Annotated in this window: 28 protein-coding genes; 27 read left to right on the forward strand and 1 reads right to left on the reverse strand. The window is 55.0% G+C overall.

What is annotated here, in order from left to right; all coding sequences use genetic code 11:
* Positions 1-68 precede the first annotated feature (68 nt).
* From L2W48_RS03860 to L2W48_RS03980, 25 genes are all read left to right on the forward strand, one after another.
* Positions 69-1,262: an acetate/propionate family kinase gene (locus L2W48_RS03860; protein ID WP_236098720.1), complete on the forward strand. Its 1,194-nt coding sequence runs from the start codon at positions 69-71 to the stop codon at positions 1,260-1,262.
* A gap of 18 nt (positions 1,263-1,280) precedes the next feature.
* Positions 1,281-1,877, forward strand: coding sequence for a YceD family protein (locus L2W48_RS03865; RefSeq protein WP_236098721.1), 597 nt, complete (start codon positions 1,281-1,283; stop codon positions 1,875-1,877).
* The gene (gene rpmF / locus L2W48_RS03870) at positions 1,834-2,031 is read left to right on the forward strand and encodes a 50S ribosomal protein L32 (protein WP_236098722.1); all 198 of its coding nucleotides are present in this window, start codon (positions 1,834-1,836) and stop codon (positions 2,029-2,031) included. Before L2W48_RS03865 ends, rpmF begins: the two co-directional genes overlap by 44 nt.
* Positions 2,032-2,176: 145 nt before the next feature.
* Positions 2,177-2,782: a transcription factor FapR gene (gene fapR / locus L2W48_RS03875; protein WP_236098723.1), complete on the forward strand. Its 606-nt coding sequence runs from the start codon at positions 2,177-2,179 to the stop codon at positions 2,780-2,782.
* Positions 2,766-3,785 (forward strand): phosphate acyltransferase PlsX, encoded by a 1,020-nt coding sequence (gene plsX / locus L2W48_RS03880; RefSeq protein ID WP_236098724.1) that lies wholly within the window; start codon positions 2,766-2,768, stop codon positions 3,783-3,785. The genes fapR and plsX overlap by 17 nt, the downstream gene beginning before the upstream one ends.
* Positions 3,785-4,789, forward strand: coding sequence for a 3-oxoacyl-ACP synthase III family protein (locus L2W48_RS03885; protein WP_236098725.1), 1,005 nt, complete (start codon positions 3,785-3,787; stop codon positions 4,787-4,789). The genes plsX and L2W48_RS03885 overlap by 1 nt, the downstream gene beginning before the upstream one ends.
* 10 nt (positions 4,790-4,799) lie before the next feature.
* The gene (gene fabK / locus L2W48_RS03890) at positions 4,800-5,744 is read left to right on the forward strand and encodes an enoyl-[acyl-carrier-protein] reductase FabK (protein WP_236098726.1); all 945 of its coding nucleotides are present in this window, start codon (positions 4,800-4,802) and stop codon (positions 5,742-5,744) included.
* 26 nt (positions 5,745-5,770) lie between these two features.
* Entirely contained in the window at positions 5,771-6,727 is a 957-nt protein-coding gene (fabD, locus tag L2W48_RS03895; RefSeq protein WP_236098727.1) for an ACP S-malonyltransferase, read from the forward strand.
* Between the two features lies 1 nt (position 6,728).
* The gene (gene fabG / locus L2W48_RS03900; protein WP_236098728.1) at positions 6,729-7,475 is read left to right on the forward strand and encodes a 3-oxoacyl-[acyl-carrier-protein] reductase; all 747 of its coding nucleotides are present in this window, start codon (positions 6,729-6,731) and stop codon (positions 7,473-7,475) included.
* Positions 7,476-7,507: 32 nt separating this feature from the next.
* Positions 7,508-7,759, forward strand: a complete 252-nt coding sequence (acpP, locus tag L2W48_RS03905) for an acyl carrier protein (RefSeq protein WP_005662313.1) — start codon at positions 7,508-7,510, stop codon at positions 7,757-7,759.
* 116 nt (positions 7,760-7,875) lie between these two features.
* Entirely contained in the window at positions 7,876-9,117 is a 1,242-nt protein-coding gene (fabF, locus tag L2W48_RS03910; RefSeq protein WP_236098729.1) for a beta-ketoacyl-ACP synthase II, read from the forward strand.
* 7 nt (positions 9,118-9,124) lie between these two features.
* A complete protein-coding gene (gene rnc / locus L2W48_RS03915) occupies positions 9,125-9,859 on the forward strand; it encodes a ribonuclease III (RefSeq protein ID WP_236098730.1) in 735 nt (244 codons plus the stop codon).
* A gap of 57 nt (positions 9,860-9,916) precedes the next feature.
* A complete protein-coding gene (locus tag L2W48_RS03920; protein ID WP_236098731.1) occupies positions 9,917-10,918 on the forward strand; it encodes a TRAP transporter substrate-binding protein in 1,002 nt (333 codons plus the stop codon).
* Between the two features lie 71 nt (positions 10,919-10,989).
* The gene (locus L2W48_RS03925) at positions 10,990-11,454 is read left to right on the forward strand and encodes a TRAP transporter small permease (protein ID WP_236098732.1); all 465 of its coding nucleotides are present in this window, start codon (positions 10,990-10,992) and stop codon (positions 11,452-11,454) included.
* Positions 11,455-11,464: 10 nt separating this feature from the next.
* Positions 11,465-12,733 (forward strand): TRAP transporter large permease, encoded by a 1,269-nt coding sequence (locus L2W48_RS03930; RefSeq protein ID WP_236098912.1) that lies wholly within the window; start codon positions 11,465-11,467, stop codon positions 12,731-12,733.
* Between the two features lie 92 nt (positions 12,734-12,825).
* Positions 12,826-14,070, forward strand: a complete 1,245-nt coding sequence (locus L2W48_RS03935; RefSeq protein WP_236098733.1) for a Zn-dependent hydrolase — start codon at positions 12,826-12,828, stop codon at positions 14,068-14,070.
* Positions 14,071-14,088: 18 nt separating this feature from the next.
* Entirely contained in the window at positions 14,089-15,375 is a 1,287-nt protein-coding gene (locus L2W48_RS03940; RefSeq protein ID WP_236098734.1) for a dihydroorotase, read from the forward strand.
* 47 nt (positions 15,376-15,422) lie between these two features.
* Positions 15,423-15,977: a bifunctional pyr operon transcriptional regulator/uracil phosphoribosyltransferase PyrR gene (gene pyrR / locus L2W48_RS03945; RefSeq protein WP_329604242.1), complete on the forward strand. Its 555-nt coding sequence runs from the start codon at positions 15,423-15,425 to the stop codon at positions 15,975-15,977.
* Positions 15,974-16,894 carry an aspartate carbamoyltransferase catalytic subunit gene (locus L2W48_RS03950; protein WP_236098735.1) on the forward strand — a complete coding sequence of 307 codons (921 nt, stop codon included), beginning with the start codon at positions 15,974-15,976 and terminating at the stop codon, positions 16,892-16,894. The genes pyrR and L2W48_RS03950 overlap by 4 nt, the downstream gene beginning before the upstream one ends.
* Positions 16,891-17,820 (forward strand): amidohydrolase family protein, encoded by a 930-nt coding sequence (locus L2W48_RS03955; protein ID WP_236098736.1) that lies wholly within the window; start codon positions 16,891-16,893, stop codon positions 17,818-17,820. Before L2W48_RS03950 ends, L2W48_RS03955 begins: the two co-directional genes overlap by 4 nt.
* Positions 17,821-17,851: 31 nt before the next feature.
* Positions 17,852-18,598 (forward strand): iron-sulfur cluster-binding protein, encoded by a 747-nt coding sequence (locus L2W48_RS03960; protein ID WP_236098737.1) that lies wholly within the window; start codon positions 17,852-17,854, stop codon positions 18,596-18,598.
* Positions 18,591-19,505: a dihydroorotate dehydrogenase gene (locus tag L2W48_RS03965; RefSeq protein ID WP_236098738.1), complete on the forward strand. Its 915-nt coding sequence runs from the start codon at positions 18,591-18,593 to the stop codon at positions 19,503-19,505. Before L2W48_RS03960 ends, L2W48_RS03965 begins: the two co-directional genes overlap by 8 nt.
* A gap of 29 nt (positions 19,506-19,534) precedes the next feature.
* Positions 19,535-20,248: an orotidine-5'-phosphate decarboxylase gene (gene pyrF / locus L2W48_RS03970; protein ID WP_236098739.1), complete on the forward strand. Its 714-nt coding sequence runs from the start codon at positions 19,535-19,537 to the stop codon at positions 20,246-20,248.
* Positions 20,245-20,820: an orotate phosphoribosyltransferase gene (pyrE, locus tag L2W48_RS03975; RefSeq protein ID WP_236098740.1), complete on the forward strand. Its 576-nt coding sequence runs from the start codon at positions 20,245-20,247 to the stop codon at positions 20,818-20,820. The genes pyrF and pyrE overlap by 4 nt, the downstream gene beginning before the upstream one ends.
* Before the next feature lie 6 nt (positions 20,821-20,826).
* Complete coding sequence (locus L2W48_RS03980; RefSeq protein ID WP_236098741.1) at positions 20,827-21,681, forward strand: hypothetical protein; 855 nt, start codon at positions 20,827-20,829, stop codon at positions 21,679-21,681.
* A 33-nt stretch (positions 21,682-21,714) separates the two neighbouring features.
* Here L2W48_RS03980 and selD read toward each other — a convergent pair whose 3' ends face one another.
* Complete coding sequence (gene selD, locus L2W48_RS03985) at positions 21,715-22,752, reverse strand: selenide, water dikinase SelD (RefSeq protein ID WP_236098742.1); 1,038 nt, start codon at positions 22,750-22,752, stop codon at positions 21,715-21,717.
* 151 nt (positions 22,753-22,903) lie between these two features.
* Between selD and prfB the strand changes: the two genes are divergently transcribed.
* A protein-coding gene (prfB, locus tag L2W48_RS03990) for a peptide chain release factor 2 (RefSeq protein WP_236098743.1) occupies positions 22,904-23,999 on the forward strand; the annotation gives its coding sequence in 2 pieces (ribosomal slippage) (positions 22,904-22,975 and positions 22,977-23,999; 1,095 coding nt in all).
* Positions 23,996-25,774 (forward strand): SpoIVB peptidase S55 domain-containing protein, encoded by a 1,779-nt coding sequence (locus L2W48_RS03995; RefSeq protein WP_236098744.1) that lies wholly within the window; start codon positions 23,996-23,998, stop codon positions 25,772-25,774. The genes prfB and L2W48_RS03995 overlap by 4 nt, the downstream gene beginning before the upstream one ends.
* The last annotated feature ends 6 nt before the right edge of the window (positions 25,775-25,780 follow it).

Here is a 25,780-nt window from a genome sequence, read left to right on the forward strand (position 1 = left end):
TCGGAGTTTTCGTTCGGGGATAACATTATGCCATGCAATGCAAAATGGCAAGGAGGCTTATAGGCGATATGAAAGTTCTGGTTATCAACTGCGGTAGTTCTTCCCTTAAGTATCAGATTTTCGACATGGAGACCGAAAACGCTCTCGCCAAGGGTTTGGTGGAGAGGATCGGCATAGAGGGCTCCAGGATCAAACACACCAAGGCAGGGCAGGACGCCGTGGTCACCGAGACCGCTATCCCCGATCATAAGGTTGCGGTAAAGCTTGTGCTGGACTCTCTTCTAGACGGAGAGCATGGAGTGCTTTCCAGCCTGGACGAGCTCAGTGCCGTGGGACATCGGGTCGTTCATGCCGGAGAGAAGTTTGCCTGCTCCGTCCGTCTTGACGACACGGTCATGGCCGCTCTCAAGGAATGTATTCCCTTGGCCCCCTTGCATAATCCGGCCAACATCACCGGCATAGAGGCCATCACCTCGGTGCTTCCCGACGTTCCTCAGGTCGGGGTTTTCGATACAGCCTTCCACCAGACGATGCCCAAACACGCCTATATGTACGGTGTGCCTTATCGTTATTACGAGGACTACAAGGTCCGTCGCTACGGCTTCCACGGCACCAGTCACTTCTTCGTGGCCAATCGCTGTGCAGAGGTTATGGGACGTCCCATCGAGGATCTTAAAATCGTCACCTGTCACCTCGGAAACGGCAGCTCTATCACCGCCGTCAAGGACGGAATCTGCGTCGATACGTCCATGGGATTCACACCTCTCGCCGGGGTTCTCATGGGAACCCGCTGTGGCGATATCGATCCATCCATAGTCAAATTCATAGCTGAGAAGGAAGGGTCGGTGGACAAGGCCGACACGATTCTCAACAAAGAGAGCGGGGTCCACGGTGTCTCCGGAATCAGCAGCGATCTGAGAGATATCGAGGAGGGCATGGAGAAGGGAGACGAGAGGGCTACCTTGGCCTTCGAGATGCTTTCCTACAGCATAACCAAGTACATAGGTGCCTACGCCGCCGCCATGGGAGGCGTGGACGCCATCGTCTTCACCGCCGGTATAGGCGAGAACTGCAAGGCCATAAGGGAGACAGTCACCGAGAACCTCGGTTTCCTGGGCGCCTCGGTGGACAAGAGCAAGAACGATTTCAGAGGCGAGGAAAGGATCATCAGCTCCGACGACTCCAAAGTCAAGGTCATGGTGATACCTACCAACGAGGAACTCGTGATAGCGAGAGACACCAAAAAACTGGTGTCCTGTTAACTCCAGGAGCCGGTCCTTTTGGTTTTCCGCGATAGCCCGCCGGAGAATTGGCGATTCTTTGTGGATGTTCCGGAAGAACCGCTTCTGCCGTCCGAGAAAAACTGGTCTCTGGATTTTCAGGATCTCATAAAGCTCGATGGAGGTACCTACCGATGCGTGTCTCCCGTCGAATTTTCGGCGAGGACGGTACGGAACGATGGTGCGGTCAGGATATCTCTCCGGCTCTCCTTTAGGGTCGAAACGGAATGTTCTCGTTGTCTCGTTCCTCTGGAGGTTGCAATAGGCGAGAATTTCGAGTATTGTTATGTGTCGCAGCCCGACGAAGAAGAGTCGGAAGATGTCGAACTTGACGAGGTGATAAAATCGTTGCCTCAGATTGGAAAAACCATCGATATCTCCGGCGACCTTTGGGAGTGTTTCGTCGTCTCCATGCCCCTTTACCCGGTTTGTCCCGAGGGGTGTGATCCGATCGGGCCCAGCACTACGAGGGAAGAGGGAGAGGCGGCGGATCCCCGATTCCAAATTTTAGCCGATAAGTTCGGCAGCTCTTCAGGTAAAGGAGGGAAAATCGATGGCAACTCCAAAGTCAAGGGTATCTCATCGCAGGACTCATAACAGGAAGGCTCAGTGGCTTGGACGTCTCGAGACGCCAGGTCTGACGGCCTGTCCTCACTGTGGCGAGACTATCCAAAACTACCATGCCTGTCCCGAGTGCGGTTATTATAGAGGCCGTAAGGCTATCGAGGTCGCAGCGGACAAGGAAGCCTAGCAAAGAGGCGAAGATAAAAAAGGGGGCGGGATTTTCCCGTCCTCCTTTTTTATGAGGTTTGCCCTTGACCGGCAGGATAAAAATTCCTATACTTGCCTGGTATTCAAATCTGATGTTAGGACCAAGTGATAAGGGAGGGGGCGCCGTGGCACGTTCGATAAATCGTAAGATGAGACACGAACGGTTGTCCCAGCTTATAAGACAGAATCCTCTTTTGTCCGACGAAGAGCTGGCTTCGACTTTGGATGTCAGCGTAAGCACCGTTCGTCTAGACAGGACCCTTCTGGGGGTTCCGGAGCTCAGAGAGAGAACCAGACGGATGGCGGAGCAGGCTACGAGCAAGTTGAGGTCTCTCAAACAGGAAGAGTTCATCGGAGATCTGCTGGAGCTGGAACCGAACCGCTGGGCTCTGTCGGTTCTCAAGACCAGACAGGAAATGGCCTTCAGACACACGGAATATGTCTGGGACCATTATATATACGCGCAAGCATCCTCCTTGGCCATCGCCGTGGTCGGAGCCGACATGGTTATAGTTGGATCCATCAGAGGTAGATTCAAGGCCCCCGCCAAGGTTGGAGATGTCCTTATGGCAAGGGCCAAGGTAGGTGTCCATAAGGGAAATAAATACATAGTCAGCGTCAGAACCAGAGTCGGCGAAAAGGAAATTTTCGTCGGGCGGTACATCGTAGTGGCGCTAGATTCAGAGGGTGAGAGAAAGGTAAGAGGTGAGAGGCTTGATACTGGCGCTTGATGCAATGGGAGGGGACTACGGTCCCAGTGAGAACTGTCTCGGAGCCGTAGAGGCCTGTCGGAAATTTCCCGATCTCGATATAGCCCTTGTGGGCGACACCGACCGGATAGGATCGGCCATAGATTCGGTCGAGCCCTCTATAAAGGGTCGGTTGTACGTAGTGAGTGCGGAGGAGTCCATATCCATGGACGAATCTCCCGCCAGGGCCATAAGATCTAAAAGGCGTTCAAGTCTTCGCCTGGCCATGGAGATGGTCCGTTCCGGCGAGGCCGGAGGATGTATCTCCGCAGGCAATACCGGAGCCATAGTCGCCGGAGGGGTCCTGGTGGTAGGGAGGATATCCGGTATAGATCGTCCTGGGTTGGGCGTGGTCTTGCCCACTCTGGAAAAACCAACGCTTCTGATAGACGTAGGTGCGACCATTAGGTGCAAGCCTCTCAACCTGTCCCAGTTTGCCGTTATGGGGTCCTTGTTCATGAAACATATGGTGGGAGTGAGCCGACCTGACGTGAGGCTTCTCTCCAACGGTTCCGAGGAGATCAAGGGAGACGAAGTTATATCCGAGGCCAGAACCATGCTCGTGGAAAACTCCCATGTCGACTTTGGCGGATACATAGAGGGAAACGGCGTTCCATTCGGTCATGCCGACGTAGTCGTATGCGATGGTTTCTCCGGCAACGTTATGTTGAAGTCCTTTGAAGGACTTGGAGAGCTGGCCCTTAAGATCTTGAAAAACGAGGTAGATAAAAGAATCCTGGCCAAGATGGGGCTTGTGTTCTTTCTTCCGATGCTCAAGGATCTGCAGCATCGTTTCGATTACCAGAAGTTCGGTGGGACGCCTCTGTTGGGCGTCAACGGAGCGGTAATCAAAGCCCACGGTCGTTCCAAGGCTCCCGCCATAACGAGCGCTCTCGGTGTGGCCAGGGAATTTGTGTTGAAAAACGGAGTCAGTAAGATCAAAGAGGAGATAACCGATCTCCTACCTGGAGAGGAGGACGTTTGATGGCGTTGCTTCAGGGACGATCCGTCCGTCTGGTGGCAACCGGGATGGCGGTTCCGGACAAAGTGATGGATAACGATGAATTGGCGAGGATAGTCGATACCAGCAACGAATGGATAGTGGAGAGGACCGGTATAAGGGAGCGCAGAATAGCTTCCAAGGACGAAAACGCCAGCGATCTGGCCATCGCTGCCTGTAGACAGGCTATCGATAGATCCGGAGTGGACGTCGAGTCCATAGACATGGTTGTAGTCGCTACAAACTCTCCGGACACCCTTTTCCCCAGCGTAGCCGCCAGGGTTCAGGGAGCCATAGGTGCGTCCAAGGCAGGGGCCTTCGACGTCCAGTCCGGATGTACCGGTTCTGTCTACTCTCTATCCGTGGCGTCTTCAGGGATAGCATCGGGCCTGTGGAACAGGGTGATGGTGTGCGGTGTAGAGGTTTTATCCAGACTGATAGACTGGGAGGATCGGACCACCTGCGTGCTTTTCGGCGACGGAGCCGGTGCGGTCGTACTGGAGGCCGGAGAAAAGGGATCCCCCGGTGTTATCGCCTGCGATATGAAGGCCGACGGAACCAAGTGGGACTATATCACCCTTCCTGGAGGGCTATCTTCCCTTCCAGCTAACAGCGACACATTGGCGGAGAAAAAACATTTCGTGTCGATGAAGGGAAACGACGTTTTCAAGTTTACCCAGAGAGTTCTTCCAGGATATCTGAAGGACGTATGCTCCGATGCCGGTATATCTCCCTCTGATATCGATCGTTGGATATTTCATCAGGCAAACCTCAGGATCATGGAGGGTGTCCTCAAACGGCTCGGGGTCTCGGAGGACAGGGCGATCAACAACCTGGAAAGGTATGGAAATACCTCTGCTGCCTCGGTTTTTCTGGCTCTGAATGAGGCCTACGAGGGTGGACGTATAACCTATAACAGCGGACAGAAGGTGTTGATTACCAGTTTCGGTGCCGGAATGACCTACGGTGCCTTTATATACGAGGCGTGAGGTGAGAGACATGAGACTTGGTAAAAGGGTTACCGAGCTTCTTGGAATTGACTATCCCATAGTCCAGGGTGGAATGGCCTGGGTTGCTGAGGCCGAGTTGGCCGCTGCCGTAAGCAACGGCGGAGGACTCGGTATCGTAGCCGCGGCGAGTATGCCTCCGGAGCTTCTGGACAAGGAGCTTAAAAAGGTACGAGCCCTTACCGATCGTCCTTTCGGGGTCAATATAATGTTGATGTCTCCCACCGCGTCGGATGCCATAGAGGTGGCGGCTGCGAATCGGGTCCCCGTTGCCACCACTGGGGCGGGGAGTCCGGGAAAGGTTCTGGAACGCCTGAAGCCGTTGGGAACGAAGGTAGTTCCGGTGGTGCCCACGACCGCTTTGGCTCGTAGAGTGGAGAGACAGGGAGCCGACGCCGTGATAGTCGAGGGATGCGAGGCAGGAGGCCACATAGGAGAGCTGACCACGATGGTCGCGACTCCTTTGGTGGTAGACGCGGTAGATATACCTGTGATAGCCGCCGGAGGAATAGCCGACGGAAGAGGCATGGCCGCAGCTTTTGCCCTAGGGGCCGAGGGAGTTCAGATCGGAACCCGTTTCGTCTGTTCCTCCGAGTGCAGAGTTCACGAAAACTACAAGCTTGCTATCTTAAACGCCAAGGACAGAAGCTCCGCCGTGACGGGGCGTCCTACCGGACATCCGGTTAGATGTATAAGAAACAAATTAACCTCTCAGTTCGACCACATGGAGATATCCGGTGCGTCCGTCGAGGATATCGAGGCTCTGGGTGCTGGCAAACTTAGAGCAGCTGTGGTTGATGGGGACGTCGATTTCGGGTCGGTCATGGCCGGTCAGATCGCCGCCATGGTATCTAGGATACAGCCGGCGTCCGAGATAATCGAGGAGATATGTAGAGAGGCCGAGGAGGTCCTATCTAGACTGGGATCGCTAAAATAACGGTCCTGTAGAGGAGCTGTAGCCGTATGAGTATGAAGAGATTCGCGCTTTTGTTCCCCGGCCAGGGAGCTCAATCCGTCGGAATGGGCAGGGATCTTTACGAGGGGTTTCCCTTGGCTCGCAGGGTTTTCGACGAGGCTGACGAGGCCTTGGGTTTCTCTCTGAGTTCCATCATATTCGAAGGTCCCGAGGAAAAACTGACCTTGACGGAGTACACCCAGCCGGCGTTGCTTACAGTTAGCGTGGCCTTTTTCAGGGCTTTGACCGAGGACAAAGGGATACTCCTAAACCCCGATTTTGTAGCCGGGCACAGCTTAGGAGAGTATTCTGCCTTGGTCGCGTCGGGAACCCTATCTCTAGCCGATGGTGTCCGGTTGGTCAACGCCAGAGGTCGTCTGATGCAAAAGGCTGTTCCGGAGGGAGAGGGAGCTATGGCGGCGATCCTTGGTCTGGAGGATTCGGACGTTCGAGACATCTGTTCCCAGTTCGACGGAGACAAGGTATGCGAGGCGGCCAACTTCAACTCTCCCGGGCAGGTCGTGATATCCGGGGATTCCGACTCGGTGGCTAAGGCGATCGAAGCAGCCAAGGAGGCCGGGGCCAAGAGGGCTATCCCCCTCAACGTCAGCGCTCCGTTTCATTGCCGACTGATGACCGACGTGGCGGACGAGCTCTCCAGGGAGATGGAACGTTGCGATTGGTCCGATTCAGCCTGTCCTCTGATAGCGAACGTGTCCGCTTCGCCTGTAACCTCGGTGGAGGACATCAGATCCGGACTGTATCGACAGACCTACAGCCCAGTCCGGTGGGTGGAGAGCATGAGGTATATGTCCGATGCGGGAGTTTCCACCTTTTTAGAGCTCGGTCCTGGAAAGGTCTTGGCGGGGTTGGCGAAGAAATGTGTCAAGGGAAGCAAGACTCTCTCGATAGGTTCCGCCGAGGATTTGGATAAAGTCGTTGACTTTCTCGAGGAGGATAAATAAAATGCCCGAGAACGGCAGAGTTGCCTTGATTACCGGTGGTTCCAGGGGAATAGGAAAAGCCATCGCTCTTGAACTTGCTTCCAGAGGTCTGAGGGTAGTGGTGAACTATAGAAGTTCATCCGAGGCGGCCGACGAGGTCGTGAAAAACATTTCCGACTTGGGGGGAGAGGCTATGGCCGGCAGAGCCGACGTTTCCGACCCCGATCAGGTAAAAGAGCTTTTCAAGACCATCTCTAAAGAGTTCGGTCCGGTGGAAATTCTGGTGAACAATGCCGGGATAACCAGAGACGGCCTCCTCATGAGGATGAAGGAATCCGATTGGGATGCCGTCATAGACGGAAACCTTAAGTCCGCATACCTTTGCTCCAAAGACGGAGTCAAGGTAATGGCAAAAGGGCGCTGGGGTCGGATAGTGAACATAGCCTCGGTTGTCGGGCTTATAGGCAATCCTGGACAGGCTAATTATTGCGCCTCGAAGGCGGGTATAATAGGCTTGACCAAGAGTATAGCAAGAGAGTACGCTCAAAGAGGGATAACGGTAAACGCAGTGGCCCCTGGATTCATAGCCACCGATATGACCGATATCCTGCCGGAGTCGGTGAAAGATGAGATGTTGAAATCCGTACCTGCTGGCCGTGCCGGGACAGTCGAGGACGTCGCTAAGGCGGTGGCCTTCCTGGTCTCGGAAGATGCCTCATATATCAACGGCCAGGTTATAGCCGTCGATGGCGGAATGACCATGGTCTGATCCTGAATTTGACGAAGGGAGGTGACGTTGCCATGAAGAGAGATGAAGTACTTGCCCGTCTTAAGGAGATCATCATAGATCGTCTTGATGTGGAGGAGGAGCAGATTAAACCCGAGGCCTCCTTTGTCGAGGACCTGGGGGCTGACTCCCTCGACATCGTCGAGCTCATCATGGGAATCGAGGAGGAGTTCGACATCGAGATCCCCGATGAGGACGCGGAGAAACTCACCAGTGTCGGTGAAGCTATCGACTACGCCAGCAACAAACTCGGAATCGAGGGGTAGAATACTCCCGTTTTCGATCCGGAGAGGGGCGGTCAACCGCCCCTCTCGCTCAAATCATGGCGAGGCGAGAGTTAGAGTGTTGTGAACTCCCCTGCGCCGTAAGGAGTGGACATCCTTTGAAAGACAGACGAGTCGTTATCACCGGGCTAGGGGTCGTCAGTCCCATAGCCAGCGGTAGAGAGGCATATTGGCAGGCTCTTAAAGAGGGAAAGAACGGCGTCGGCGCTATAACGTGCTTCGATGCCTCGGAGTTCTCGGTTCAGGTCGGAGCGGAGGTAAGGGACTTCGATCCAACCCAGTGGCTTCCCAAAAAGGAGGCTAAAAGGTCCGACAGGGTTATCCAGTTTGCCGTGGCAGCTTCGGATATGGCCATGGAAGACGCCGGTCTCAAAGCGGAGGACCTTGACTCCAATAGATTCGGCGTTTATATAGGTTCCGGACAGGGTGGAATCGAAACCTGTTTCGATAGTTTCCAGACCATGATGACCAAGGGACCCAAGAGGGTTAGTCCCTTCTTCATCCCCATGATGATAGGAAATATGTCTGCCGCATACGTGGCCATCAGACATCAGGCCAAAGGGCCAAACATGTGCGTCGTGACCGCCTGTGCCACCTCGATACACAGTATCGGAGAGGCTGCCAGGACCATAGAGAGAGGCGACGCCGACGTCATGCTCTGCGGTGGAACCGAGGCCGCCCTTCGTTCCATCTGCGTGGCAGGCTTCGCAGCCATGAAGGCTCTCTCCACGAGAAACGACGAGCCCGAGAGGGCAAGCCGTCCTTTCGACAAGGACAGGGACGGCTTCGTCATCGGAGAGGGTGCGGGGGTTCTGGTTCTGGAGACACTCGAGAGCGCCAAGGCCAGAGGGGCCCATATCTATGGCGAGGTAGTCGGCTACGGTTCTACCTGCGATGCCAGCCATATCACCGCTCCGGATCCGGAGGGGAAAGGAGCCACAAGGGCTATGAAGATGGCCATGGATCAAGCCAGTTGGTCCGTTGACCAGGTCGATCTGATAAACGCCCACGGAACCTCAACCCCCCTCAACGACAAGGTCGAGTCCATCGCCATAAGAAACCTGTTCGGTGAGGCCACCGATCGCCTCATGGTCAACTCCACTAAGTCCATGATAGGTCATTGCCTCGGAGCGGCTGGAGCTCTAGAGACAGTAGCTGCCCTTCAGTCCGTTGAGGAAGGCATCGTACATCCGACCCTTAACCTCGACGAGAAGGATCCGGATTGCGACGTCAACGTCATCACCGAGACGACCGAGGCCAGGGTGGACAGGTTCCTGGTCAACAGCTTCGGCTTCGGCGGACACAACGGCGTCCTGGCTATCGAGCGTTTTAACGATTGAACCCCTCATGTACGGACGGAAATGGGAAAATAACCTTTCTCTGATTCAGGACCGTCTGGGATACAGCTTCACCGATATAGAACTGCTCCGTGAAGCCCTGACTCATTCGTCCTATGCCCATGAGTCAGGGCTTTGTTCTTGGAACGAGAGGCTGGAGTTCCTGGGAGATGCGGTTTTGGAGTTGGCTACCTCGACGAGACTTTTCAGGGCGATGAAGGATATGGACGAAGGAGGACTGACCAGGCTCAGGGCCCGGTTGGTCCGTAAGGAAGCTCTTTTGACGTGGGCGGAGGCACTGGGGCTCTCGGGCGTTCTCAGGGTCAATCGGGGACTACGAAAAAAGGAGGGAAGCAGTGATCTTTCCTCCATGCACGCCGATGCTATAGAGGCTATCTTTGGAGCTGTCTATATGGACGGAGGCTACGATATGGCGGAATCGGTGGTGAACCGCTATCTGGACTTTCTGTTCGAAAAGGGAGATTATCTACAGGACGGAACCTCGTCCATCGACCCCAAGTCGGAGCTCCAACAGATCCTACAGATAAGGGGGGAGCCATTGCCGGAATATAGGATCATGTCTCGTGAGGGACCTCCTCACAGTCCCAGTTTCGAGGTGGAACTGTACGTCTCGGGAGTCCTTCTGAGTTCTGGAAGAGGAAGATCTATTAAAGAGGCGGAGGTCCAAGCGGCTTTAGATGGATTGTCCTTGATGCGATCGGTTGCAAGGGATGACTCTCTCTGATAAACTTCAAGAATTCTAGTTTTTTTAGATTCAATCTATGTGATGGAGGTATAGATAATGAGACGTTTGATAACGGCGATTTTCGTTTGTTTCATCGTAACCGCCTCTACGGCGGCATTTGCGGCCGACTATCCGAAGATGACGATACGTCTGAGCCATAACCAGCCGACGGGAAGCCCGGAGGACATAGGTGCCGAGACCTTCAAGACCATCCTGGAGGATCGATCGGGCGGAAAGATGGAGGTTCAGATATTTCCATCCATGCAGATGGGGTCCATGAGGGAGCAGACAGAGTCCGCTCAGATGGGAACCCTCGACATAACCATACAGCCCGTCTCTGTGCTGACTCCTTTCGTGGAGGAGCTTCAGATAATAGACTTTCCCTTTCTCTGGCCTTCTACCGACGAGCTTTATCGGGTGATGGACGGCCCGGTCGGACGGCGTTTCTACGAATTCACCGAGCCCAAAGGGCTGGTCTCTTTAGGGCTTTGGGCCTCCGGTTTTAAGCAGTTCACTACCAAGGATATCGATATCCACGTTCCGGAGGACTTCAAGGGAGTCAAGATGAGGGTCATGCCATCTCCTCTCCTGATCGCCCAGTATAAGGCATGGGGAGCCAACCCCATCCCCATAGAGTATGCCGAGCTTTACAACGCCCTTCAGCAGGGGGTGGTCGACGGGCAGGAAAACCCGATCCAGACGATAGCGATGAACAAGCTCTACGAGGTCCAGGATAGGTTGATATTGAGCAACCATGGTTTTCTGGCCTATCTCTTCGTGGTCAACAAGGGGTGGTTCGACGGTCTTCCCGACGACGCCAGAGAGCTTGTACTACAGGCGGAGAAAGAGGCCAGACTTGTCGAGAGAGAGGCCCAGGCCAAGAAGGAAGCGGAATACCTGGATGAGATAAAGAGCTCTGGAATATCCGTCACGGAGCTGACCGACGAGGAATACGAGATTTTTTCGAAGAAGAGCCGCTCGGTTCACGACCAGTTCGCGAGTACCGATGCCATGAAAGAGCTTCTTTCCGCCTGTTACGACGAATTGGGAAAGAACTGATCGGATCTTAGAATCTTTTCGGGGCTGGAGGGATTCCTCTCGCCCCTTTTTTTAAACCTCGGGGGATGGATATGATGAGGATTTTGGATCGTCTGGAGGAGGGCTTTTGTGCCATGGCCCTGTTGGCGACGGCTTTGATACTTTTCGTCAACGTTACCTTGCGCTACGTCTTCAGTGCCAGTACCAGCTGGGCGGAAGAGCTTATAAAGTATCTCATGATATGGATAACCTTCGTGGGAGGAAGCCTGTGCGTGAGAAGGGGAGCCCATATAAGGATGGATTTCCTGCTAGGGAAGCTTTCTCCCAAGAGTAGAGGACTGGTAGACAGGGTAATCTACCTGGTTTCCGCCGTATTTTGCGGTTTTCTGGCCGCCTACGGGGTGCAGATAGTCTCTTTCAATTTCAGGTCAGGGCAGGTATCTCCGGCTTTGGAAGTCCCCATGTGGATCGTCTACTCCGCCATTCCCATAGGATCGGGACTTATGGCGTTGCGTTTTCTACAGCGGATAACAACGGCCTCGGAAGGGGGAAACTGAATTGACCACTGTGTTGATATGCACTCTCCTGGCAGCCCTATTCGGCAGCGTCCCCATCTTCATAGCACTGAACGGTGCCGTCTTGATATGCGTGCTTCTCTTCACCCATATGCCTCCTATGGTTATAGTACAGAAAGCCTTCGGTGGAATAGACAAGTTCGCTCTCATGTCCATGCCTTTTTTCATCTTCGCAGCGAACGTCATGGACGTGGGCGGACTGTCGAGACGAATCCTAGACTGGACCAGGAGTATGGTCGGCAGCACCAGGGGCGGCCTGGCCTACACTACCCAGGCTACCTGTATGGTATTCGGAGCTCTTTGCGGATCCAGCCCCGCTACCGTGGTGGCCATGGGTAAGCTTCTGTATCCCGAGCTGGTCAGGGAAAGTTATCCTAAAGGCTTTTCCGTAGGCTTGATAACGTCGGCGGGGTCGGTAGCGCTGATAATTCCTCCCAGCATAACCCTGATAATATACGCGGCCGCCACCGGTACCTCGGTGGGATCTCTCTTCATGGCCGGTATCAGCGCCGGTGTCGTCTACGGACTTGCGAGCATAATCTATATATGGTTTTTCTCCCGCTCTCATAATCTGGCTCTATCCGCTCCCTCCAGCCGAAGGGAGATATGGGAAAAGAGCAAACAGGCCGTCTGGTCCCTTATGGTTCCGGTCATAATTCTGGGCGGAATATACATGGGTATATTCACACCTACCGAGGCGGCGGGTATCTCTGTCGTGTACGCCCTTTTCGTGGGTATCTTCATATACAGGGAGATAACTCTCAAAGGCCTATACGATGTATGCCTCAGCTCGGCGATTACCTGCGCTCAAGTCCTTATTCTGGTGGCTGCGGCTCAGACCTTCGGGTGGTTTCTGACGGTCGTCCGAATCCCTCAGGCGATAACCTCCATGGTCGTCTCCAACGTGACGTCCCCTTGGGTGTTTCTGGGAATAATCAACGCCGTTTTGCTGGTGGTTGGGATGTTCATGGAGGGTATTGCCGCGATAATAATACTTGCCCCTCTGTTTTTCCCCATAGCCATGAAGATGGGAATAGATCCTCTTCACCTCGGTATAGTCATGGTGGCTAATCTATCCATAGGGAACTTCACCCCTCCCTTCGGATTGAACCTCTTCGTCGCCAGCGGAGTTACGGGGCTTCCCATGTCGGAGATAATACCAGCGGTGATGCGGTTCATCCTGGTGAGTCTGGCGGGGGTGTTGATCATCACCTACATACCGGCTATCTCCACTTTTCTTCCAAAGCTCGTCTATCCTTGACGGTAGGCTCTTCCCGTACCGAAGCCCCCTTTTCCCAAGGGGGCTTTGTGCTATGCTAAAGGCCTATCCATAGATGGGAAGGGGCTGTTCTTATGCAGTCGGGGTTTAATCTTTGTCTCGATGCGGTCAGAAGGATAAATTCTAACGGCAGATCCGAGACAGGAGGGGTCTCACGCATCGCATATACCGAGGAAGACCGTCTGGCCAGGGAGACATTGGTGGAGATAATGCACGAGACCGGGTTTCAGGTCGAGATAGACGAAGTGGGTAACATAAAGGGGACCCGTTGGGGGAGCCGTCCCAGCGCCCCTCCTATAGCAGTAGGTTCCCACATAGACACAGTGCCCGATGGAGGCGAGTTCGACGGTATCTTAGGAGTAGCGGCAGGGCTGGGTGCCGTCCTTGACGTGGCGGAACGCTGTCCGGACCACGTCAACCCCCTTCAGGTGATAGTTTTTTCCGGTGAGGAATCCAGCCGTTTCGGGGTATCGAACGTGGGCAGCAAGGCCGTTACGGGATATATGTCCCTCAAAGATTTCTTCGATCACAGAGACGATCAGGGGATATCGATCTTCAAGGCCCTTAGAGACTTCGGCCTCTCACCCGAAAAGGCGGATCGTTCCAGAATTCTGCCCTCGGACATGAAGGCTTTTTTCGAGCTTCACATCGAACAGGGTCCGTTTCTGGACCAAACCGGCATAGACGTAGGAGTCGTGGAGGCCATTGCCGCCCCCACAAGGCTATCCCTGGAGATCCTAGGTGAATCGGCCCACTCGGGAGCTTGCCCCATGGATATGAGAAAGGACGCCCTGGCGGCGTCCTCCGAGATAGTTCTGGCGGTGGAAAAATTGGCCAAGGAGGAGTCGGCCTTCAAGACCGTCGGAACGGTCGGAGACTGTAAGGTATTCCCGGGGGTCATGAACGTGGTTCCCGGCAGATGTTCTCTGAAGGTGGACGTCAGGGGCATAGAAGGAAAAAGCATAGGTCGGGTTTTCGACGGTCTTCTGAGTGAGATGGAGAGGATCTCCGCCTCTCGTAACGTGGAGATTAAAAAGAAGGTTATTTCGAGAGGAGATCCGGTGGTGCTGGACGGGCGTCTAAGGCGGCTTCTGGGTCAGGTCTGTGAGGATATGGAGATCGGATGGACCGATATGCCGAGCGGAGCGGGGCACGATGCCATGTATGTCGCCTCGATTATCCCTACTGCCATGATATTCGTCCCCTGCGTGGGAGGGATAAGCCACAGCTCTGAGGAAAAAGTGGAGATAGGTCGTATCCGTCCGGGCTACAGAGCCCTGGTGGAGGCGATATACCGTCTGGTGACGAAAGATCGATAGTTGGGAGGCGTGTTCTAGATGATGAGTTTGTTTTCAGGGGCTAGAGTGATCGATCCCTGTCAGGGATTGGACGATATATCGGACATATTGGTGAAAGACGGAAAGGTCGCAGCGATAGGCAGGGATCTGACCTCGGCGTTGGGACGGGACGTTGAGAAGGTGGACCTGAGAGGTTACGCTGTCGTGCCCGGTCTGATAGATCCTCACGTCCATTTCAGGGATCCCGGCCAGGAGCATAAAGAGACCGTTATCTCCGGCTGCGCTTCTGCCGCCGCCGGAGGCTACACATCGGTCATAGCCATGGCGAATACCTCCCCTGCGGTGGATTCGGTGGAAACCCTCAACTACGTTCTGGAAAAGGGAAAGGGGAGCCCCGTACGGTTTTGTTCCGTAGGATCTGTAACTTTGGGACTGAAGGGGGAGGTACTGTCCCCCATGGGTAGTCTGGCCGAGGCCGGTGCGGTGGCTTTCTCCGACGACGGCTTTTCTATCGTGGACTCGGAGGTCATGTACAGGGCTTTCGAGAAGGCCGCCGAGCTGGGGCTTCCCATATCGGTTCACTGCGAGGATCCCCGTCTATGGGGGGACAGGACGATGAATCGGGGAGCTCTATCGGATGCATTGAAGGTGAAGGGAGTTCCCAAGGTGGCGGAGGAGGCCATGATCCAAAGGGATATCCTTTTGGCCTCCAAGACGAAGGCCAGGGTCCATATACAACACGTCAGCACAGCCTTGGGGGTCGAGATGATACGTAGGGCCAAGGAGGACGGCATAGAGGTTACAGCTGAAGCGACCCCGCACCATCTTATCTTGACCGAAGAAGTTCTTTCCGTTCATGGATCTCAGGCCAAGATGAGTCCTCCTTTGAGAGAGGCTCGGGACGTGGAGGCCTTGAGAGAGGGCCTCAGGCTGGGGATTATAGACGTCATTGCGACGGATCACGCTCCCCATTCCGAAGAGGAAAAGGGCAGAGGGCTTCTGGAATCGCCTAACGGAATAGTGGGTCTTGAGACTGCGGTCCCCATGATCTTGACCGAGCTTGTAGGCAAGGGGCATCTTTCGATAAACCGCATGGTAGAGGCCATGTCCTGCGCTTCCGCGGGGATATTCGGTCTTCCCGGAGGTTCTCTGAGGCCTAGCTGTGTGGCGGATATGACTGTGTTGGATCTGGAGGCGAGATGGACGATAGACGCCGATCGTTTCGAGTCCAAAGGCAGGAACACCCCCTTCGACGGGGCTCCGGTTGTGGGGGCGGTGATAGGGACAGCTTTAGGAGGGTTGATGCAACCGGTTGCAAATAAATAGCGTAACTGCTATAATGCCTCCAGTTCAGATTATGAGGAGGCGTAGCGGTGAAGCTGAGGGAAAAAGCTGTCGTCATGACCGCGGAGGACATGGAGAGGGTGCTCCGCAGGATCGCAAACGAGATCATCGAGCGCAACCGAGGGCTCCAGGATCTGGTCATCCTGGGAATACAGAGAAGAGGGGTCTATCTGGCTTCACGTATCAGAAAGATCCTTCTCGAGTCGGAGGGAGTGAAACTCCCTAAGGGAGAACTGGATATAACCCTTTACAGGGACGATCTGGCCGTTTTGTCCGACGAGCCTATCGTTCACAGCACCTCCATACCGGTGGATGTCTCCGGCAAAACACTGGTCTTGGTCGACGACGTCCTGTTTACAGGTCGGACCATAAGGGCGGCTCTCGAGGCTCTGATGGACCTGGGGCGGCCGGGTGCTGTCCAGCTGGCTATCCTGGTGGACAGAGGACACAGAGAACTTCCCATACAGCCGGATTTCCTTGGAAAGACGGTCCCTACCTCCAAGAGCGAGGTCGTGGAGGTTCGAGTCGAGGAGCTGGACGGAGAGGATCGGGTCCTGATATGCGAGAGGGAGGACCTGTCATGAGCTGGTCCAGAAGAAACCTTTTCGATCTGGAGGACTGGGACCGTAGTGATTTCGAGGTGTTCCTGGAGCTGGCCTCGAAGCACAAGGCCTCTCTCGACTCTCCTAAGAGAAGGGGAGAGCTCCTGAGGGGGAGGACCGTGGTGAACCTCTTTTTCGAGCCCTCCACCAGGACGAGGACGTCCTTCGAGATGGCCGAACAGTTCCTCGGAGCGGAGGTCATAAACTGGGCGTCTTCCGGATCCAGCCTGTCCAAGGGCGAGACCCTCAGGGATACGGCCTGGACCTTGAAGGCCATGGGGATCGACTCTATCGTGATGAGACACGGGATGGCAGGTTTCCCCATGTATCTGGGAAAACTTCTCCCGGACGTCTCGATAATCAACGGGGGAGACGGTGCGAGGAGCCATCCCACTCAGGCCCTGTTGGATCTTCTTTCCGCTTACGAGAGATTGGGCAGCCTTGACGGAGTTAAGATGGTAGTCGCAGGCGACGTCAAGCACAGCAGGGTGGCCCGAAGCGTAGCCAAGGCATTCAGGACCATGGGAGCCTCGATCTCCTTTTCCGGTCCCAGGTCCCTCATGCCCAGCGATCTAGGGTCCTTCGGGGTGTCCTATGGGGAGAACGCTAAAAAGGCGATGCGCGAGGCTCGGATCGTCTATCTTTTGAGAATACAGAGAGAGCGTCAGGATCAGGGGCTATTTCCGTCCTTCGAGGAATATCACCGTTTTTTCGGTGCATCCATGGAGGACATATCGGAAGGTGCGGTCGTAATGCATCCCGGCCCTATCAACCGAGGCGTCGAGATAGCCTCGGATGTGGCGGATGGACCCAACAGCCTGATCCTAGATCAGGTCAGGAGCGGGGTCGCAGCCAGGATGGCCGTCCTCGAACTCTGTCTCGGAGGTGAGGCGCTATGAGGGTTAAGGGTTTCGTGGATCTTTTCGTCAGAGGAAATGCCGACTCTATCGGCAGACTCTGCGCCCTGGCTGGGTCCGGAGGTTACGGAGCTTTAGGGGTTATAGCCGACCTAGAGGCTTCGGAATTCGACGGAATTGCGACCATCCCGGTGGTCGATGCCCTGAAGCCCGATGGCACCATGGCCAACATAAGGACCTCCCAGGAGCTTTTAGGGGCTGGTATGATATACGGAGGTCGAGCTCTAGGCGGAAAGAGCGAGCTGCTTAGAAATATCATGGCATACTGCTCCGGTCTTGGGTGTCGTCTGGCGTTGGTGCCGGACGAGGAGCCCCTGACCAGGGGAGCTCTGGTGTCGGAGGGCAGGGCTTCCTCCGTCTCCGGAATGAAGGGATTTCCGGTGGTAGCCGAGTCCATAGGCATCTTCAGGGCATTGGAGATGGCAGGAGAATACGATATTCCGCTTCATCTTCACGGTGTCTCCACCGAGAGGGGCCTGGACATGGTGAGAGAGGCCAAGGCGAAGGGTCTAGACGTGACCTGTTCGGTGACATCTTTCTCACTGTGTCTTACCGAGGAAGACCTGATCAAATCCGGATGGGATCCGTACCTCAAGACAGAGATACCTCTGAGGTCCGATAGCGACAGAAAGGCCCTCTGGGAAGGGGTGGAGGACGGGACGGTGGATGCGATAACCAGCGGCCATGTCCAGATATCGGAGGAGGACAAGATGGTCCCGTTTCCGGAGGCTCCCTTTGGTTTCGAGACCTTACCCGATGCGGCCCTGTCGCTTTTGAGAACGAGGCGGAGCGAGTTTCCCTACGTCTCGGAGGAGAAACTGCTCGAATGTCTTACCTCGGGACCTGCCGGACTTCTCGGTCTCGAACACGAAGGAGATCTCTCGAGGATAGCGGATGGGTATCTGTAGGTATTCTTGAAAAAATAATGGGGGTGGGGATATGAGCGGCAATGTCGACGATTTTCCCTGTAAGATAACGGCCAGAGAGATGGTAGGAGAGGACATCTTGTCCATCAGGGTGAGGTGTCCCTCTATCGCCGAGTCCATCTATCCGGGGCAGTTCGTGCTGCTTAGGGATCCTTCCTGGGGGATGGACCCTCTATTGATGCGCCCCTTCGCCGTGTCGGCGGTACATGGAGAGGATCTTGAGTTGCTGATAAAGCTGGTAGGGCGGGGAACTTCTCTTCTGGCTGGACGTTCCGTAGGCGACGATCTCGTGGTCAGAGGACCTATGGGACGTGGCTTTTCATCTCCGGAATCGTCGCCTATATACGTAGCGGGAGCTTTGGGGGCGGCGCCTCTTTTATTTGCCAGGCAGGTCTTCGGGGCGGGACGATTCGTTCTAGGAGTCCCCGGCGAGGGGTGGGGGCCGTTCGTGGACTATCTGGAAGCGAGGTGTCCCGAGATGGAGGTATTCTCCGACGACGGCTCCATCGGCGTCAGGGGGACGGCTCTCGACGGTCTTGAAAAAGGGGAGTCCCATCCGGTATATGCCTGTGGTCCCATGGGCATGATGGCGGCTATAGTAAAGCTGGAGCCTCTATCGTGTCAGGTAAGTCTGGAAAGCCGGATGGCCTGCGGGATCGGAGCCTGTTGTGGCTGCGTCATAGAGACGATCCAGGGCAAAAGGCGCGTCTGCGCAGATGGTCCTGTCTTCAATTTGGAGGAGGTCGTATGGAATGCTTGATCTTTCGGTCAATATCGGATCGGTGCCCCTTCGATCTCCGGTGATAATAGCCTCCGGTACGTGGGGTTACGACGAATCTCTCTGGAGAGACGATCTTCTCCGTCACGTCGGAGCCGTCTGTTCAAAGGCCATAACCGAATCGCCTAAAGACGGCAACCCCGGTCATAGAATATGGGAAACTCCCTGCGGTTTGCTGAACAGCATAGGGCTCCAGAACACCGGAATAGACGATTTCGTAGACGAAAAGGTCCCCAAGCTCAAGTCTTATGGCGTTCCGATAATAGCCAACGTGTCCATGGAGGACGAGAGAGGGCTCGCCCGGATGGTGGAACGGCTGATGGAGGTGGCGGACTGCGTGGCCGCCATCGAGCTGAACGTGTCCTGTCCCAACGTGGACAAGGGATGCATGTCATGGGGGGTAAGCCCTGTCCTGACGTCTCAGGCGGTGTCGATGGTACGGGAGGTCTGGAGAGGACCTCTATGGGTCAAGATGACCCCTCAAGCCCCCGATCCGGAGGGGGTGGCCAGAGCTGCCGAGGACTCCGGAGCTGACGCTTTGGTCGTAGCAAATACATGGCTGGGCATGGCTATAGACGTCGACGGCAGAAAGGCGGTCTTCGACAGAGTGGTGGCGGGATTTTCCGGCCCGGCGGTCTTCCCGATGGCCCTTCGCCTCGTCTGGCAGGTCTCGTCAGCCGTGTCCATTCCGGTCATAGGCTGCGGCGGAGTCTCCTCCGGTCGGGATCTTCTGGCCATGATAATGGCCGGAGCTACCGCCATTGAGCTCGGCACGGGAATGTTCAGGGATATTCGTCTTCCCGAGAATATCCTCAGAGAGGTAAAGGCCTACATGACCGAGGAAAAAGTAGAGGAACTGAGATCTCTTGTAGGAGTCGCCAAAAAGTAGGCGACGATTTGGAACGAGGAGGAATTTTTATGCACCGAGACGACGAGCTTCCCCTGATAATGGCCCTGGACCTCGATACCCTGGCGGATGCCAGAAAGACGTTGAATCTGGTGAGGGGGAAACTTGATTACGTAAAGATAGGCCCGAGACTTTTCGCCCTCGGAGGAGTCCATTTTGTAAAGGAGATGGTGGACTACGGCTTCAAGGTCTTCCTCGATCTCAAGCTTCACGACATACCTAATACCATACGTCTCGCGGTGGAGGCCTTCGGAGGAATAGGACTTTGGTCCCTGACTCTGCACGCGGCGGGAGGTCGAAGGATGCTGGAGGAAGCGGTGGCTGCAAGGGATAGAATGGGCTCCTCTATGAAGCTTTTCGGTATCTCGGTGCTGACCAGCTTCAACGAGGAGGTCTGGTCGGAGGCGACCCCTGGTTGTCCCATGGAAGAGGCTTTGAGGCAGAGAGCCTGGTTGTGCGACGACTCCGGACTCGACGGGGTAGTCTGCTCTCCTCTGGACCTTCCGGTGATAAAAGACAGAGTCAGGCCCGGACTTCTCAAGGTGGTTCCCGGGGTCAGACTGACCTCTCTTGGAGACGACCAGACCAGGATAGCCACTCCCTGTCAGGCTATAAAGAACGGTGCGGATTACGTAGTGATGGGACGTCCCATATACAAGGCGGACGATATAGAATCGGCTATGAACGTTATAGGAGATTCCATAAGGGAGGGGCTCAAGGGATGAGTCAGATAAGGGATAAACTCGAGGAGCTTATGGTGGAGTCCGGAGCGTACCTGAAGGGGCATTTTCTCCTCACTTCCGGCAAGCATAGCGGTCATTATATGCAGTGTGCCATGATGCTTCGTTTTCCCGATAAGGCGGAGTTCGCCGGTCGTAGCATAGCCGAGGCGTTGAAGGGAAAGTCCATCGACTTCGTAGCATCTCCCGCCATAGGGGGGCTCATAATAGGTCACGAGGTAGCCAAAGCCCTCGGAGTTCCCTTTATCTTCTGCGAGAGGGAAAACGGAAAGATGTCCCTCAGGAGGTTCCCTGTTCCGGTCGGAGAGCGTTTCGTGGTAGTGGAGGACGTCATCACCACCGGAGGCTCCGCTGCCGAGGTGGGAAGGTGTCTCGCCGAGGCAGGATGCGACTGGGTGGACACAGCCTGCATAGTGGACAGAAGCGGAGGAAAGCACTGCTTCGATAAGGACCCCGTGTCTTTATGGAAGGTCTCCTTTCCCGTATACGACCCGGACGAATGTCCTCTCTGTTCGGATGGCAGCAAACCTTACAAACCGGGCAGTCGCCAGGTCTGATTTATTATGATCTCTAAGACGACCATCGGGCCGAGGGCAGGGATTTTCGCTCTCGCCCTCGCCGTCTTTTTTTTAGCCGAGAGTCCGTCCTTTTCCGCTTCTCCCTGGAGACTCGCCGTTACCGATCCCTGTCTGGCCTCCATGGCGTCATTTTTGGGAGGGGTAAACCTTTCCGTAGTGCCTCTTTCCGGTTGGGACGACGGAAATTTTATTCGGTACAGAATAAAGGTGGACGATATGCCTAAGAGGGCCCTGTGTCTGGACAGGTCGGACGGTAAAAAATATGGGTTATCTCTGGAGTCCGCCGGAGTAGCCGTCCTCTACAGCGATTTTCCAGTCGATCGTTCCGTCGAAGAGATCTTCTCCGATCCGGCCTCTCTGCCTTTTGTGGGGCAGAGGGTTCTGGTGGCCATTGCCGACCTCGATCCCGACGGATACAGCTACTATCAGCGCCGTCTGGCGGAGTTCCAGAGCAGACTGGACAGCACGGTATCGATGGGTAGAAAACTTTTGAAAGGTGCCAGGATCCTCAGTCTCTCCGGATCCTCCGACTTGCTTTTCGTCGCGGCCGGATGCGAGGTTGAGACCCCTACGGAGGACATGAGGTCTCAGCTTTCCGAAGCCCTTCCGGCAAAAAAAGACAGCGAAAAGAAAGAGCTGTCCGAGATCTTGACCTCGTGGAAGGAAGGATACGATGCGGTATTGGTCGATCATCTATCCGATCCGACCCTGATAGAGGTAGCTCGGAAAGTCCCTGGGTTCGTATGGATAGACCCATTGACGGTGGAGACCGATCCGGTCGGGGTTTTGAACGATCGTTATCTGGTTCTGTGGAACGTCCTCAGATCCAAGGAAAAATAAGAGCTTCCCGGACCGATCCGGGAAGCTCTCGGTTTAAACTATCTGTATCCTTCCGTCTCCATCTTTGAAACGTCCTATTACCGTGGTTTTCTCGAAACCGTTATCGATGGCCAACTCCATAAGCTCCTCGCTTTTATCGGGCGAGACTGCCAGGAGAAGCCCTCCACTGGTCTGAGGATCGAAGAGGAAGTCGGCCCTTTCGCCCATCGAATCCAGTCCATCCACCCTTCCCTCGTAAAGGGACCTGTTGGTGTAGGCCCCGGCGGGTAGAAGTCCCATGGAGGCGAGCTCCAGGGCACCGTCCATCAGAGGTAGCTTTTTCGATTCCATTTCCAGGTTCACCTTTTGAGTCGAAAGCATATCTAGACAGTGACCGGCCAGTCCGAAACCGGTGACGTCGGTGCAGCTCTTGATGGCTTTTCTCATAGATCGGGGCATCTTGAGAGGCAGATCGTTTAATTTGCTCATCCATTTCGTAGCATCTTCGGCCCAAGCAGAGTCGTCCACCATATCTGCCTTTACCGCGGTGGCTATTATGCCGCTTCCCAGGGGTTTGGTCAGTATGAGCAGGTCCCCCGGGTCGGCCCCGGTTGTCTTCCAGAGGGCGTCTTTTTCCACCTCTCCGAAAACACAGAGCCCGTACTTGGGCTCCTCGTCCTCTACGCTGTGTCCTCCCATGAGAAAGGCACCAGAGTCGATTACCTTCGAGTAACCTCCTTCCATCACGGCCTTCAGGGTATCCAAAGGGAGACAGTTAATGGGGAAGGCGACGATATTGAGGGCCACGAAAGGTCTGCCTCCCATGGCGAACACGTCGCTTATGGCGTTGGCCGCCGCTATCTCTCCCCAGGCTTTGGGATCGTCAACCACGGGGGTTATGAAATCCAATGTGAGTATGCCGACCCTATTCTCGTCTATCTCCCAAAGTGCAGCGTCCTCTCCGCAGTCCCAGGTCGTTATAAGACGGTCGTCTTCGGGGACCGGAAAGGCCTTCAGTACCTCGTCTAGGTCCGCCGGACCTATCTTTGCGGCTCAGCCGCTCGTCCTTGACATCTCGGTCAGTCGAGGCATGGAGACACCTCCTTTTTTTATCGCTTATCTTCATGGTGATTATACATGAAAAGAAGCGATTCGTGTCCTCCAGCGTGCCCTATGCCACACCTTAAGAGATGTTATAATGATGACCTTATCGATTTTATAAGTGAGAAACGGAGGACGGAAAGTGAATAATATATCCACATCCGCTGTATTGGAGGAACTTCAGGCTCTGCTGTCGGACCTGCAGGAAAGTCTTTGACCTGCCTTCATTGAGAGGCGAGACCGGCAGACTTCACGAGATAATGGCTTTGCCCGATTTCTGGGGAAGAGACGATGCCCAGCGAATATCCACCGATCTGGCCAGGCTGGAGAGCAGGATATCCTCCTGGGACAGAATGAGCTCCGAGTATCAGGACTTGGTCGTCCTGGCCGAGCTTCTGGACGAGGAGGACGACCAGGAGTTGGAAGCGGAGTTTGCCTCCAGGTCCGAGAGTCTTTCCAGGTCGATGGAGGCCTTCAGCATGGAGCTTCTACTTAACGGGAACTACGACGGCAACAACGCCATAATGACCGTCCATGCCGGATCAGGAGGATTGGACTCTCAGGATTGGGCGGAGATGCTATACAGGATGTACCTCCGTTGGTGTGAGTCCAACGATTACAAAACCAAGATCCTGGACTATCAGAGGGACGAAGAAGGCGGCATAAAGACGGTGACTTTATTGATTGCGGGCAATTTCGCCTACGGCTATCTCCAATCGGAGGTAGGGGTTCATCGTCTGATTCGCATATCGCCTTTCGATACCGCGAAAAGAAGGCACACCAGCTTTGCCTCGGTAGACGTGGCTCCCGAGCTCCCGGACGATGTCGAGGTGGATATCAGGACCGAGGATCTGCGCATAGACACCTTCCGAGCTAGTGGAGCAGGGGGGCAGCATGTCAACATGACCGATTCAGCGGTTCGCATAACCCATATCCCGACCGGTATAGTCGTATCCTGTCAGAACGAGCGATCCCAGCATATGAATAAGGCGGTGGCGATGCAGGTGCTGAGGGGAAAACTATATGAGAAATCCATGTCGGAAAGACAGGATGCCCTGGACAGTCTCCACGACAAGAAGGAGATCTCCTGGGGCAATCAGATAAGGTCCTATGTGCTCCATCCCTATACCATGGTCAAGGATCACAGGACAGGCGAGGAGACTGGGAACGCTGCGGCGGTTCTGGACGGAGACCTGGAGCGGTTTATCCTGTCCTACCTCAGATGGAGAAAGAGATGAGCCGTTCGTTAAGATATCTAGCCCTCTATCTGGCCCTAGTCGCTCTGTGGATAGCCTCTCCTTCCATGGCAAGCGCTGCATTTTCTCCAAATGTACCTGTCATGGACGTCGAAGACGTGGTCCCCGGTCTCAAAGGAAGGGCCTACACAGTCGTTTCCGGGACCTCCGTAAAATCTTTCCCCGTAACCGTGATAAGCGTGATTCCCCAGAGCGGGACCCCGTCGAACCTCATCCTTATACGGGCCGAGGGACCGATAATCGAGGCCACCGGTGGAATAGCCGCCGGCATGAGCGGGAGTCCGGTATTCGTCGGGAAAAAGCTGATAGGGGCTATCGGTTACGGATGGAACTTCAGCGATCACAGGCTGGGGCTGGTTACCCCTATAGACGATATGTGCCAGGTCTTCTCCTGGAAGGACATGGAGAGAAAGTTCGTGCCTCCTGTCGACTATTTACTTGAGAAGGGCGAGGTTTCCTCGGATATGGAGCCCAAGGCGGAGAGGATGGTCCTTTCCCTGTCGGGTATAGGAGGACGATCTCGCCAGAGGCTTTCCGAATCCCTGGATATGCCTGTGGTTTTGGCGGGATCTTCCTGGAGGGGAGCCGATGCCGTGGAATACGGGTCTTCATTGACTCCCGGAGGTGCCATAGGGGTACTTCTGGTATGGGGGGACGTGACCCTGGGAGCCACAGGAACCCTTTCCGCTTTGGCGGACGACGGTCGTTTCCTGGCCTTCGGCCATCCGTTCATCTCCAACGGGGCGGTGGCCTACCCGGTCACCAAGGCCTGGATACATCACGTCATACCGAGCGTCGAAGCTCCTTTCAAGATCGGCTCATTCGGTCCCATAGTGGGAACTGTGACACAGGATAGGCCTCAGGCCATAGGAGGACGAATGGGCACCTTCGCTCCGGCTCTGGACCTTTCCCTTCGTTTCCACGACAGAGATCAGGGAAAGAGGGAGATACGCCGTTTCAGGGCGGTTCCGGAGCCTTTTCTGGTCTCCAGAGCCGTTCCTGCGGTGTTCATGGGGTTGACCGACGGTCTTTGGGGCAGAAAAGGAGCGGGAACAGCCAAGTTGACCGTCACCTTCGAGGGAGGGGGGCTCCCGAGAGGTTGGACCTACACAAATTATCTGTTCTCTCCGTCCGATATAGTGGAGACCATGTCCAAAGAGGTCGAGGGGTTGGTATCTACCGTGGCCTTGAACCCCTTCAGGGAGCTTCTTCCTCTAGGGGTCCATTTTGCGGTGGACGTTACAAGAGATCCCCGTATACTTTACGTCGACTCCATAAGGCTGGACGGCGAAACCTACAGCCCGGGAGATACCGTCGTTGTATCGGTCGATCTCAGACCCTACAGAGGTAAATCCAGGACAAGGGAGTTTTCCCTTATAGTTCCGGAAAAAGCCATCGGTCCCTGCAGGATAGCCGTTCGAGGGGGCGGTTTGGGAGAGCCCGACGGCGGTGAGATGGGGGATATGGATCGTTCGATATCCAACCTTCCCGAGCTTTTAGGCGAGTTGGACGACAGGGAGAGGAATAACGAGGTCGTGATAGAGTTGATCTATCAGGACATGGGGTCCGAGATGGCCGAGGACTTTCGTTCTCCCCGATCGTTGGAGTTCCCCGGCGAGATAAGACGGCGTAAGATAAAAGAGGGATCTATGAGGGTCTATCGCTCGGATTACTACGTCGACGGAAGTCTTCAGAAAAGCTTCGTTGTGATTCCTCAAGGCAAGGAAGGCGAAGGAACCTCTAAGGAAACGGAATAAGCGAAA

The organism is Dethiosulfovibrio russensis, from assembly GCF_021568855.1.
In the GTDB taxonomy this organism is placed as follows: domain Bacteria; phylum Synergistota; class Synergistia; order Synergistales; family Dethiosulfovibrionaceae; genus Dethiosulfovibrio; species Dethiosulfovibrio russensis.